Source organism: Mycolicibacterium madagascariense (genome assembly GCF_010729665.1).
GTDB classification, from domain to species: Bacteria; Actinomycetota; Actinomycetes; order Mycobacteriales; family Mycobacteriaceae; genus Mycobacterium; species Mycobacterium madagascariense.
Genome location: NZ_AP022610.1, coordinates 3,197,995 through 3,210,442 on the forward strand (window position 1 = coordinate 3,197,995; position 12,448 = coordinate 3,210,442).

Genomic DNA, 12,448 nt, shown 5'->3' on the forward strand with positions numbered 1-12,448 from the left:
CCGAGATTTCGAGTCAGAGGAGCGAGGCGTTCCCGTCGCCGTCGACGCGGACCTTCGCGCCCGCGATGTCCTCGCGGCTACTGGCCTCGGCCTGCGACGCGTCGATGACGACCGCCAGCGCCCGGCTGTCCGACGGCGTGCGGACCGCTAGGAAGACCTTCTCGGCGGCGCCGTCGCGACTGACCGGCGTCGTCCACGACTCGACCGTCCCGACACCCTCCCAGACGTCCTCGGCCACCCGGGTGGGTTCGGCGTCGACGACCGATTGCACGTCCTCCCAACGGAATTCACCACGCGGCGGTTCGGTGCCGTACACCCCGAAGCTGTGCTTGGTCAGGTAACCGCCATTGGCCGTGACGAGGCCGACCGTCCCCGGCGAGGCCACCAGGTGCTCGGCCATGGTGGCGATGGAGTGGCTCACGTAGTCGTTCCACGGTCCACCGGCGAACGTCAGGCCCCCGGTGACGGTCAGCGCGCGGCTACCGTCGAGCGGCAGCCCCAGCTCGTGGGCCGCGACCTGGACGGCCGAGGGGAAGCACGAGTAGACGTCGACGAAGTCGACGTCGTCGATTCCCCGGCCCGCCAGCTCGAGGGCGCGGGCGCCGGCGATGCGGATCGCCGGTGAGCGGTCGAGCGCGTCGCGCTCGGCGATGAGATAGGTGTCGTGAGCATCGGTCCCGGCGTAGGGGAACACCCACCGATCGGTCGGGATGCCAAGGGCCGCAGCGCGTTCGGCGGACGTCACGATCAGTGCGGCACCCTGGTCGACCATGTTGTTGGAGTTCATCAGCTTGGTGTACGGCCAGCTGATCATCCTGTTGTCGGGGCTGGGCTCCGAGATCTCCGCCGCGGTGACGGGCTCGCGGTTCCAGGCGTGCGGGTTGCCCTGCGCCACAGAGCTGAAGCCCGCCCACAGCTCCCCGATCCGCCGGCGATGCTCGTCGGGGTTCTCGGCCGCCGAGATGCGCAGCGCCTGTTCGAACAACGGATAGACGTAGGACGGCCGGTCCAGGTGGATGCGCAACTCGACCGGGCCGGCCAGCTGAAAGTCCTCGTCGGCTCCCGGCGGGAGCGGCACCGAGTCGTCCTGTTTCGTGTAGTCGAGCGTGCCCCCGGCCCGTCGCACCTTGGTGCGGGTGCGCCACGTCTCGGCGCCGGCGATCAACACCACGTCCGCATCGCCGCGCTGGATGTCGAGGCATGCCTGGTTCATCAGGGCCTGCGGGACGTTGCCACCGATGCTGGTGTAGCGCGCGTCCGCCCGTTCCGCTCGAAGCCGTTGAGCGAGAAGCGCACCCGGGTTGCGGTAGTGCCACGACAGCAGGTTAACGATGCGCACCGAGTCGACGGCCTCCAGCACGTGCGCGTCGACGGCGGACCGCGCCGCCCGCTCCATCAGGTCGACGGGTTCGACGGTGGGATCGCTGTCACGCTGATTCACCTGGCCGTAGCCGACCAGCACCGGCGTTCTCGGATCAACGGGCACGGGCCCACCTCTCTGTCGTCATCGTGTCGTGCCGTCCCAGGCGAACAGCACGCCCTCGTCGATCAGGCGATCGATCTCGTCGTCGGGCAGACCCAGGACGTTCGTGGCGATCGCGCGCGTCTGCTCACCCGGCATCGGCGCGGGGCGCAGCGGTGCATCGGCGACGTGCCGGAACGGGGCCGGGTGGGTCTCGGTCGTGATCGGCGCCGGAAACAGGGGGTGCGCCATCTCGGTGTACAGGCCCCGGAAGACGAGCTGCGGATCGGCGAGCACGTCCACCGCACGGTTCATCGGCCCGGCGGGCAGCCCGGCCTCCTGCATCGTCGCGACGACGTCGTCCTTGGCCCGCGTCGCGGTCCACGCGGACACCGCCTGAACGAATTCGGTTCGCGCAGTGGGCAGGTCGGCACCGTCGAGCACCTTGGCCAGTGCGGCGCGGTCGTCCTCGGACCGCACCGAGATCACGCACCACTCGTCGTCGCCCGCACACGGACAGACCGCATGGACGGCGTCGTCGGCGACGACGTCGACGCCGGCCGCTCGTCCCCCGGCGACGGCGAAGGACGTGGCGAGTTGATTGACGGCCGCCTCGGCCTGCGAGACGTGCACGTGGGCGCCGGCCTCTCGACTCGCTCCGCCGATCAGCGCCGCGAGGGTGGCGATCGCGGTGATCCTGGCGACGACGTGGTCGGGGAAGATCGTGGTCGCGTCGAAGAAGCCGTCGTCGGCGTCCTCGGCCGTCCAGAGGTGGCTGATGCCGGTCGTGGCACGCACCAGCGGCCCGTAGCCCATCCGGTCGCTCCACGGTCCGGTCGCACCGAACGCGCTGCTCTCCGCAAGGATGATGCGCGGGTTCGACTTCAGGAGCTCGGCGTGGGAGAAGCCAAGGGCGGCAAGGGTTCCCGGCTTGAAGTTGGCGAAGACCGCATCGGAGACCGACACCAGTCGACGGAAGAGGTCGGCGCCGTCGCGGCTGCGCAGATCGAGCCCGAGGCTGACCTCGTTGCGGTGGGTCAGCGCCCACGACCGACTCATCGGCTGACCCGGCGGGGTCTGCCGCAGCCCGTCGGGATGGGCCGCGCTCTCCACCTTGACGACCTCGGCACCCAGGTCGGCGAACAGCCGACCGAGTTCACCCCCCGCGACGATCACGCCGAGGTCGAGGATGCGCAGCCCGTCGAAGGGCCGCTCGCCGGGTGCGGCGTCGGCCGGGCGCACGTCGCGCGGCGCCGACCAGTCGGCCTCGCGGTCGTGGGACCCGATCGGGGCGGTGAGACCCGCGCGGACGCCGTCGATCACGAACGGTCCCGCGGGGACGGCCAGCGGCACGTCCGGCGCGATGGGCGTCTCGGTCAGCGCCCCCACGGCGCGGAAGTGATCGGAGTCCAGCGCCTCGGCCGGGGTCAGCACGGCCGCGATCGGGACGCCCCTGCGCTGGCCCTGCGCGACGAGGTCGTCCATGGTCTGCACGGCGAACAGGTCGGCGATCGCGGCGTTGATCGTCTCGGAGGCGCCGTATCGGCCGGCGATCGTGTCCAGCGCGGGGTCGGCGAGGTGCTCGGGTTCGCCCAGCCAGGCCCGCATGCCGCGCCACTGGCGCGCCGACAGCACGCAGATGCGCACGTAGCCGTCGCGGCACGCGAACGTCGGATAGATCTGTTGGTTGCGGGGGCGGCCGCGCCACAGCTGGTGGGAGGGCTTCTGCCCGACGGCCGCCTGTCCCTCCGATCCGAACGGCGGGTCCAGGGCTTGGACCACCGCCTCGAACCGGGAGAAGTCGATGTAATCGCCTCTGCCGCAACGCAATCGGTGGTAGTGGGCGACGAGTGCCACCCAGGCCGCCTGCACCGCGGCCGTCGCGGACGCGATGCCGTAGGGCGGCAGGACGGGTCGGCCCGCGGTGGGACCCGAGCGCGACAGCGCCGTCGACATGGCATAGAGCACCGCATCGGTGGCCTGCCACCCGGCCCGCGGACCCGCCGTGCCGAAGTCGGTCACCTCGACCACGACGAGGTGACCGAACGCGTCGGCGAGGCCGCGCGCCGACCTGCCGTACGCGTCGGAACCGAGCGGCCCGCTCGACACCACGACGTCGGCCTCGCCGGCAAGGGCCACGAACCGGTCGCGATCCTCGGCAGAGGCGGGGTCCAGCAGGATGCTGCGCTTGTTGGCGTTGTCGAGGGCGAACGCGACCGAGGCGTTCCCGACGGCGGGTCGGGCCGTTCGGTGCGGGGCACCGCCGGGTGGCTCGACCTTCAGGACGTCGGCGCCGAGGTCGGCGAGGAGCCTGCTCACCCCGTCCGACGCGGGGCCTCCGGCATCCAGCACCCGCATCGACGCCAAGAGCTGACACCTGTCAAGCATGCCGACCAGTATCGGTCAACGCCTTGCGTCGACGAGTGGCGGGGCGGGCAGCTCGGCATCACCGCCGATGAGCTGCGGCTACGTCGGCCGAACGTATAGTCGACCGGGTCATGTCCGATCTCTCCGCTACCGACGCGCCGACCCATCCGCTGGTCGGCCAGCTATCGGCGCTGCACCACTTCCGCACCTATGCCGACGTCGGCATCGTCGTCGTGGTGCTGGCGTTGACCAACCTCCTCGCCCACTTCACCACGCCGTGGGCGAACGTCGTCGTGGTGCCCGTGGCTGCCGTCGCCCTGGTGGTGCTGGTTCGTTCGCGCGGACTGGGTTGGGCCGAACTCGGTCTCGGGCGGGAGCATTGGCGTTCCGGCGCCTGCTACGCGGGCGGCGCGGTGGCACTCGTCGCCACCGTCATCGCCGTCGGCGCGCTGCTGCCGTGGACGCGGCCGATGTTCCTCAACGACCACTACGCCACGATGTCGGGCGCACTCCTCGCGTCGTTGATCATCATTCCGCTGCAGACCGTCATTCCCGAGGAGTTGGCGTTCCGCGGGGTCCTGCACGGGGCGCTGGACCGCGCCTGGGGATTCCGCGGCGTCGCGGCGGCGGGATCGCTGCTGTTCGGCCTGTGGCACATCGCCACGTCGTTCGGATTGACGAGCAGCAACGTCGGATTCACCGACCTGTTCGGGGCGGGTGCCGTCGGCATGATCGCCGGCGTCGTGATGGCGGTCATCGCCACGGGCGCGGCCGGCTTCGTCTTCACGTGGCTACGCAGGCGCAGCGGCAGCCTGCTCGCGCCGATCGCCCTGCACTGGTCGCTGAACGGCCTCGGCGCACTCGCCGCCGCGCTGGTCTGGCACCTGTCGACCTAGGTCATTCCCCCGGCGGGGACGGCCCGGCTCAGCCGCCCGGCGTCATCCCGGGGGGCGCGTCCGTCACCGGCACCGGAACGCCGATGCCCGCGCGGCCCGGCGGTGGGGGCGGCGCGTTCGGGTCGGGTTCGGGCGCAGGCGGCGGTGGCGGCGGCGTGTACGGGCGGATCGACTGCGCCAGTGCGGTAGCGGCGGCCTTGTCCACCGGGTGACCGGCCGACCCGAGCCACACGACGAACCACCGCTGCGGGTTGCGCTGCCGGACGGTGTCGGGGTCGGCCTGCCCCACGACGCCCGCCCAGATCTGGCCGTCGGGCTTGGTGGCGTCGGTGAACTTCACGTCGTAGGACGAGTAGGACCCCGGCATGCCCGCCGCGTCGAGCGGCCCGGCGGCCTGGTCCTGACGCGTCCCGGCGAACGGCATGAAGAACTCGCCCATGTCGGAGGCCAGGCGGATCGCGGCCTTGCCGTTGTCACTCTCCGAGCCCGCGAACAGCTTCAGATCGAGGCGGCCCAGCAGCACGCTGGTGTCCGACGGCGGCTGCGCACCCGGGTCGGGGATCTTGGTCAGCAGCGCCTGGCCGTAGGACAGCTGGGTGTTGTCGGAGACCTTCCAGCCCGCCGGGACGACGTAGCTGAAACCGCCGGCGGCATTGTTGACGCGGCCCGGCTCCGGGGGCGGCGGAGGTGGCGCCGCAGGGTCGGGCGGCGGCGCATTCGGATCGGCCGGTGGTGGTGCGGGTGCAGCGGGATCGGCCGCGACGGGCGCGGGCGCCGGGGCGGCAGCGGGGACGTCTGCGGGCGCGGGCGTCGGCGCGGGAGCCGGGGCCGGCGGGACGGGATCGGCGGAGGCGACCGGGCTGCCGAGGGACACCGACACGGCGGTGAGACCGGCGACGGCGGCCGCGGCCAGTGCCTTCGGGAGGCGCATGCCTCGTGGAGGGTGCTGCATGGGGAAGAAACTACCGTGTTACAGCCGTGACGCAAGTGTGAATTGCTGCGAGAGTGCAAGTTTAGATATTTGCTGGTACGACGACGCAGCTGACAGAGACATGGGCGTACCATTGCTGGCGGCACCTACCGTGCAACCCTGCTACCCGGTTGATCGTGTCGCTCGCTCAGACCGTTACCGCACCGCGTGAATCGTCACCTCCTGCGCCTTGACCGCGAAGTAGACGCGCTCGCCGGGTCCGAGCCGCAGCTCCGCGGCCGACTCCGCGGTGATGTCGGCCGACAGGCCCGGTGACCCGTCGGGGCGGTCCTCGGCGCGCACCCGGATGGCCGGCCCCCGGCCGTCGAGCTCGGCGACGACCACCTCGACGGTGTTGCGCGGGCTGCCGTGCGGCGGGTCGCGGTACACCGCCACCGCCGAGGGATGGAACGTCGCGACCACGGGATCGCCCGGCGTGACGTCGGCGGCCTCGCGGCCGTGCCAGATCTGCCGCGAATCGGTGACCAACGTCGCGTTCGGTCCGGCCCGGCCGCTGACGAGGTTCACCCCGGCGAATCGTGCCCCGAAGTGACTGCGCGGGGCCGCCAGCACCGCGGCCGTGCGACCGGACTCGACGACGCGACCCGCCTCGAGCACCACCACGTGGTCGGCGAGCGTGACGACGTCCAGCAGATCGTGCGTGACGAGCACCGAGCACCGGCCGTCGCGCGCCAGGACGCGTCGCAGCACGCGCCGCATGGCGCTAGCCACCCCGACGTCCAGCCCGGTCAGCGGTTCGTCGAGCAACAGCACGTCCGGCTCGGCGGCGAGCGCGCGGGCCAGCGCGACGCGTCGGGCCTGCCCGCCTGAGAGTTGGCGCGGTGCGCGGTCGGCCAGGTCGGCGGCCTCGACCTCGCCGAGCCAGTGGGTGGCCGCGGCGCGGGCGTCCCTGCGCGTCGCGCGCCGCCCGTTGCGCGCGCCGAACGCGACGTTGGCGATCGCCGACAGATGCGGGAACAGCAGGCCGTCCTGCATGAGGAGCCCGACGCGGCGGTCGTGGGTGTCGACGGCGACACCGGTGGCGGTGTCGGTGAGCACGCGATCCCCGACGCGGACCGCTCCGCCGTCGGGCCGCACCAGCCCCGCGATGACCTGCAGCACGGTCGACTTTCCGGCGCCGTTGGGACCGAGCACCGCGAGCACCTCGCCCGCGGCGACGCTGAACTCGACGTCCACGTCGCGGTGCGCGACGACCGCCCGCAGGTCGAGACCGCTCACCGGCTACTGCCAGCCACTGGCCCCACCCGCCCGGATCCTGCGGCTGCCCAGCCCCACGACGACGACGGCGGCGACGCCGACGAGCAGCACCGACAGCGCCACGGCGGCGTCCGCGTCGACCTCGCGCTGCAGATAGATCTCCAGCGGCAGGGTCCTGGTCACCCCCTCGCGCGATCCGGCGAACGTCAGCGTCGCACCGAACTCCCCGAGCGCCCGCGCGAACGCGAGCACCGCGCCCGACGCCAACCCGGGGGCCAGCAGCGGCAGCGTCACCCGCCACCACACCGCGCTCGGTCGCGCGCCCAGGGTGGCGGCGACGACCTCGTAGTCCGATCCCACCGTCCGAGCGGCACCCTCGAGCGCGATGACGAGGAAGGGCAGCGACACGAACGTCTGGGCGAGCACCACGGCGGTCGTGGAGAACGCGATCTGAATTCCCGCCGCGTCGAGGTATCTGCCGAGCAGGCCGAGCCGTCCGAACGCGTACAGCAGGGCGATGCCGCCGACGACCGGCGGCAGCACCAGCGGCAGCAGGATCAACGGTCGCAACCACCGGACCACGCGAGAACTGCTGCGCGCCAACACCATTGCCATCGGCACCCCCAGCACGACGCACAGCGCCGTGCTGGCCAGCGCGGTCTGCAGGCTCAGCCGCAACGCCGTGACCGACGACGCGCTGGTGACCAGCGACCAGAACTGCGACCACTCGACCTTGACCGCCATGGCCACCAGCGGGAAGACCACGAAGAGCGCGCCGACCGCGGCCGGCACCAGGGTCCAGCGCGGCAGGCCGCCCGTGCGCGTCAAGGCTTGGCGAAGCCCGCCTGCGACAGCGTCTGCTGCCCCGCCGGCCCGGTCACCAGATCGATGAACTTCTTCGCCTCGTCCGCGTTGGTCGTGGTCTTGAGTACCGCGATCGGATAGGTGTTGACCGCCGCGGCGGACTCCGGGAAGTCGACCTCGGTGACCTTGCCCGCCGCGCCGAGGGCGTCGGTGACGTAGACGAGTCCGGCGTCGGCCTGACCGGTGGTGACCTTGGTCAGCACGTCGGTCACCTGCGACTCCTCGCTGACCGGGTTGAGCGTGACCTTCGTCGCCTGCTCGACGGTCTTGGTCGCCGACCCGCACGGGACCTGCGGCGCGCAGACGACGACGTCCAGGCCCGGTGTGGCGAGGTCGGCGAACGACGCGATCTTCTTCGGGTTGCCCGGCGGGGTGACGATGACCAGCGTGTTGGAGGCGAAGTTCACCGGGGCGCCCGACAGCAGCCCCGCCGCGCCGGCCTTGTGCATGTTCTTGGTGTCCGCGGAGGCGAACACGTCGGCCTTCGCGCCCTGCGTCAGCTGGGTCACCAGGTCCAAGGAGCCCGCGAAGGTGAAGTCGACCTTCCAACCGGGGTTGTCCTTGGAGAACTGCTGACCCAGGTCGGTGAACGACTTCTTCAGCGAGGCCGCCGCGTAGACGGTGAGCGAGCCACCGGCGGGCGCGGTGGTCGAGCTCGATCCGCTCGACGACGTCGACCCGCACGCGGTCAGAGCGGCCAGGAGGATTACCGACACAGCGCAGGCCAGGCCGCGGATTCTCGTCACGGTCAGAAACCCTATGACAGGCCTGCGACAGTGTCCCGAAGAGTCCGCGTGGCGCGTTACCACGGCTAGCTACTGTCCAGTAACGTAGGTGGCGACTCGCTGGGTTCAGCGTCGAACACGAGGAGGTCGTGATGACTGATGTGCTGCTCACCGGTGGTGACACCGAACTCGGACGCACCATCGCCCAGGGTTTCCGCGACGCCGGACACCAGGTCGTGATCGCCGGTGCGCGCCGCGACGATCTCGAGGTCGCCGCCAAGGAGCTCGACGTCGAGTCCCTCGTCTTCGACAACACCGACGCCGCGAGCCTCGAGCAGGCCCGCGCGCAGTTCCCCCATCACCTCGACACCATCGTCAACGTGCCCGCCCACCTCGGCGACAAGGGCGATCCGCGCACCCACACCCTGACCGAACGCGCCGCGGCGTGGCGCGCGGCGATGGACGCGACGGTGCTGTCGGCCGTGCTGACCGTGCAGATCCTCGGGGACCACCTCCGGTCGGGTGGCTCGATCGTCAACGTCGTCGCGGACAACGCCACCGAGGGCAGCCCCGAGGCCGCGATCAAGGCGGCGCTGTCGAATTGGACTGCGGGACAAGCGACTCACTTCGGCATCCGGGGCATCACGATGAACGCGGTGGCCTCGGGCCGCGGCGCCGAGCCGGGGTACGACGGCATCCCGCGGACGTCACCGTCGGTGGCCGCCGAGATCACCCGGCTGGCGCTGTTCCTCACCACGCCCGCAGCGCGGCACATCACCGGGCAGACCCTGCACGTCAGCCACGGCGCGCTCGCGACGTTCGCCTAGGGCCGCCAGATATTCCCGCTTCGCGGACAGCGAAACGGGGTGCCGGTTCCGTTTAGGCGTGCCTAGGGTCTGATCCATGACGATTCGACTCGGACTACAGATCCCCAACTTCTCCTACGGCACCGGGGTCGAGGAACTCTTCCCCACCGTCATCGCGCAGGCCCAGGAGGCCGAGGCCGCCGGCTTCGACTCGGTCTTCGTGATGGACCACTTCTACCAACTGCCCGGTCTCGGCACCCCCGATCAGCCGATGCTCGAGGCGTACACCACGCTGGGCGCGCTCGCCGCGTCGACCGAGAAGGTCCAGCTCGGGACTCTCGTCACCGGCAATACCTACCGCAACCCCACGCTGCTGGCCAAGGCGATCACCACCCTGGACGTCATCAGCCAGGGTCGCGCCATCCTCGGCATCGGCACGGGCTGGTTCGAACTCGAGCACGACTCGCTCGGCTTCGACTTCGGCACGTTCACCGACCGGTTCAACCGGCTCGACGAGGCACTGCAGATCATCCTGCCGATGCTGAAGGGGGACCGCCCGACCTTCACCGGAAAGTACTACCGCACCCAGGAGGCCATGGCGGAGCCCCGCTTCCGCCCCCACCTCCCGCTGATGATCGGCGGCAGCGGCGAGAAGAAGACGATTCCGTTGGCGGTCAAGCACTTCGACCATCTCAACATCATCGCCGGGTTCGACGAACTGCCCCGCAAGATCCAGGTCATCAAGGATCGCTGCGAGGACGTCGGCCGCGATCCGGCCACGCTGGAGACCAGCATGCTGGCCATCGTCATCATCGACGAGAAGGTGACCGCCGACGACATCCCGGAGGACTTCCGGCAGCAGGCACTGTTCGGCAGTGCGGAGTCGATCGCCGAGCAGATCAAGACCAAGGTGTTCGACGCGGGGGTCGACGGAATCATCATCAGCCCGGTGACGAGCTTGAACGGCTACCAACCGGGTAATGCCACTGCGGTAGCCGAGAAGCTGAAGCCGTACCTGGCCGGGTGAACACTTGCCCGCGTAGGTGACGTCACCGCGCCGTGCGGAAGCCCTCCGACTAGCCTAGGGATCGTACCGAGTAGGTTTTCGCACGCGAGGAGCAGCAATGAGCCATCCCGGAGCTACGGCATCGGATCGGCATAGGGTCGTCATCATCGGTTCTGGTTTCGGCGGACTGAACTCCGCCAAGAACCTCAAGAGGACCGACGTCGACGTCAAGCTGATCGCCCGCACGACGCACCACCTGTTCCAGCCACTGCTGTACCAGGTGGCCACCGGGATCATCTCCGAGGGCGAGATCGCCCCGCCCACCCGGCTGATCCTGCGCAAGCAGGAGAACGCGCAGGTGCTGCTCGGTGACGTCACCCACGTCGACCTCGCGGGCAAGACCGTCACCTCGAAGCTGCTCGGCCACGACTACAAGACCCCGTACGACAGCCTCATCATCGCCGCGGGCGCCGGGCAGTCGTACTTCGGCAACGACCACTTCGCCGAGTTCGCCCCGGGCATGAAGACCATCGACGACGCGCTGGAGCTGCGTGGTCGCATCCTCGGCGCCTTCGAGCAGGCGGAGCGGTCCAGCGACCCGGTGCGGCGCTCCAAGCTGCTGACCTTCGTGGTCGTCGGCGCCGGACCGACCGGTGTCGAGATGGCCGGCCAGATCCAGGAATTGGCCGATCAGACGCTCAAGGGCAGCTTTCGGCAGATCGACCCGACCGAGGCGCACGTGATCCTGCTCGACGCCGCTCCCGCCGTGCTGCCCCCGATGGGCAAGAAGCTGGGGCTCAAGGCGCAGGCGCGGCTGGAGAAGATGGGCGTCGAGGTCCAGCTGAACGCGATGGTCACCGACGTGGATCGCAACGGCATCACCGTCAAGGACCAGGACGGCACCGTCCGACGCATCGAGGCCGCCTGCAAGGTGTGGTCGGCCGGCGTGTCGGCGAGTCCGCTCGGACGGGACCTCGCCGAGCAGTCCGACGTCGAGATCGACCGGGCGGGACGGGTGAAGGTCAACCCGGATCTGTCGATCCCCGGCCACCCCGACGTCTTCGTCATCGGCGACATGGCCTACGTCGAGGGGGTGCCCGGCATGGCGCAGGGCGCCATCCAGGGCGCCAGGTACGTCACCAAGATCATTCAGAACGAGGTGGCCGCGCGGGCGCACGGCAACGTTCCCAAGCCGCGCGAGCCGTTCAAGTACTTCGACAAGGGCTCGATGGCCACGGTGTCCAAGTACAACGCGGTGGCCCAGGTCGGAAAGCTGGAGTTCGGCGGGTTCATCGCCTGGCTGGCCTGGCTGGGTCTGCACCTGATCTACCTCGTCGGCTTCAAGACGAAGATCGCGACGCTGATGTCGTGGGCGGTGACGTTCCTCGGTCGCGACCGCGGGCAGCTCACCATCACCGAACAGCAGGCGTACGCGCGCACCAGGATCGAGCAGCTGGAGGATCTCGCGGCCTCGGTGCGAGAGACCGAGAAGGCGGCCAGCTAGAGCCGCTGGCCCTGCCAGGTCGCCAGGCACCCGCCGGCGGCCAGTGCGAGTCGGGTGCCTGCCGCCTCGAAGTCGGCGTGCGGGTAGCGCAGTTCGCTCACGCAGGCCAGGGGTGCGCCGACCTCGTCGTCGGTGACCGAACCGGCGCCGAGTTCGATGCGATGGCGCAGCAGCGGCTTGCCCGCCACGTCGGCGTGCAGTGAGCCGGTCCAAAAGCCCTGGCGCTCTTGAGATCTGCCGATCTGCACGCGTTCGCGCAGACGCAGGCTGCCCTCGTCGGACACCGTGATCCGGGTCGACGTCGCATGCCGCGCCGCGCCCGCGACGATGGTGGGCTGCGGGTCGAGGTCGAGCCGTCCGTGGACCTCAAGGTCCCAGTGCGAGCGCGACTCCGACGTGGCGATCCCCGGCAGCACCATGGTCGCGGCCGCACTGCGGATGCGCAGCGTGGCGCCGCATTCGACGATCACGCGCACCCGGATGGTGTCGCCACCCAGCGGGGTCGCCGCGGCCGAGACGAGATGCACGGTGTCGGCGTCGGTCTGTCGGCCGGCGACCCCGCCCGCGCACTCGATGCGAGGTCTGCGATGCGGCGACGCGACGATCAGGACATCGGAAAGCATTGCGGCG

At 70.5% G+C, this 12,448-nt stretch carries 11 protein-coding genes; 4 read left to right on the top strand and 7 right to left on the bottom strand.

Annotated features, from left to right (window positions below; all coding sequences use genetic code 11):
* Positions 1-13: 13 nt before the first annotated feature.
* On the bottom strand, positions 14-1,486 hold the full coding sequence (locus tag G6N60_RS14980) for an acetyl-CoA acetyltransferase (protein ID WP_163738598.1): 1,473 nt from the start codon (positions 1,484-1,486) through the stop codon (positions 14-16).
* 18 nt (positions 1,487-1,504) lie between these two features.
* A complete protein-coding gene (locus G6N60_RS14985; RefSeq protein WP_163738601.1) occupies positions 1,505-3,850 on the bottom strand; it encodes a CaiB/BaiF CoA-transferase family protein in 2,346 nt (781 codons plus the stop codon).
* 110 nt (positions 3,851-3,960) lie between these two features.
* Between G6N60_RS14985 and G6N60_RS14990 the strand changes: the two genes are divergently transcribed.
* Positions 3,961-4,725, top strand: a complete 765-nt coding sequence (locus G6N60_RS14990; RefSeq protein ID WP_163738603.1) for a CPBP family intramembrane glutamic endopeptidase — start codon at positions 3,961-3,963, stop codon at positions 4,723-4,725.
* Positions 4,726-4,753: 28 nt separating this feature from the next.
* On the opposite strand, the gene G6N60_RS14995 is transcribed toward G6N60_RS14990, so the two are convergent.
* The 4 genes from G6N60_RS14995 to modA form a co-directional block, all read right to left on the bottom strand.
* Entirely contained in the window at positions 4,754-5,677 is a 924-nt protein-coding gene (locus G6N60_RS14995) for an APA family fibronectin-binding glycoprotein (RefSeq protein ID WP_163738605.1), read from the bottom strand.
* A 174-nt stretch (positions 5,678-5,851) separates the two neighbouring features.
* On the bottom strand, positions 5,852-6,934 hold the full coding sequence (locus G6N60_RS15000; RefSeq protein WP_163738607.1) for a sulfate/molybdate ABC transporter ATP-binding protein: 1,083 nt from the start codon (positions 6,932-6,934) through the stop codon (positions 5,852-5,854).
* A gap of 3 nt (positions 6,935-6,937) precedes the next feature.
* Complete coding sequence (locus G6N60_RS15005) at positions 6,938-7,741, bottom strand: ABC transporter permease (protein ID WP_163738610.1); 804 nt, start codon at positions 7,739-7,741, stop codon at positions 6,938-6,940.
* On the bottom strand, positions 7,738-8,523 hold the full coding sequence (gene modA / locus G6N60_RS15010; RefSeq protein ID WP_163738613.1) for a molybdate ABC transporter substrate-binding protein: 786 nt from the start codon (positions 8,521-8,523) through the stop codon (positions 7,738-7,740). Before modA ends, G6N60_RS15005 begins: the two co-directional genes overlap by 4 nt.
* A gap of 131 nt (positions 8,524-8,654) precedes the next feature.
* Here modA and G6N60_RS15015 point away from each other — a divergent pair, with 131 nt between their 5' ends.
* The 3 genes from G6N60_RS15015 (at position 8,655) to G6N60_RS15025 (ending at position 11,818) form a co-directional block, all read left to right on the top strand.
* Positions 8,655-9,329 carry an SDR family oxidoreductase gene (locus G6N60_RS15015; protein ID WP_163738616.1) on the top strand — a complete coding sequence of 225 codons (675 nt, stop codon included), beginning with the start codon at positions 8,655-8,657 and terminating at the stop codon, positions 9,327-9,329.
* 76 nt (positions 9,330-9,405) lie between these two features.
* Positions 9,406-10,335: an LLM class F420-dependent oxidoreductase gene (locus G6N60_RS15020; protein WP_163738620.1), complete on the top strand. Its 930-nt coding sequence runs from the start codon at positions 9,406-9,408 to the stop codon at positions 10,333-10,335.
* Positions 10,336-10,432: 97 nt separating this feature from the next.
* Positions 10,433-11,818, top strand: a complete 1,386-nt coding sequence (locus G6N60_RS15025) for a type II NADH:quinone oxidoreductase Ndh (protein ID WP_163738623.1) — start codon at positions 10,433-10,435, stop codon at positions 11,816-11,818.
* Here G6N60_RS15025 and G6N60_RS15030 read toward each other — a convergent pair.
* Positions 11,815-12,441 (bottom strand): urease accessory protein UreD, encoded by a 627-nt coding sequence (locus G6N60_RS15030; RefSeq protein WP_163738626.1) that lies wholly within the window; start codon positions 12,439-12,441, stop codon positions 11,815-11,817. The two genes, G6N60_RS15025 and G6N60_RS15030, sit on opposite strands and share 4 nt — an antisense overlap.
* Between the last annotated feature and the right edge of the window lie 7 nt (positions 12,442-12,448).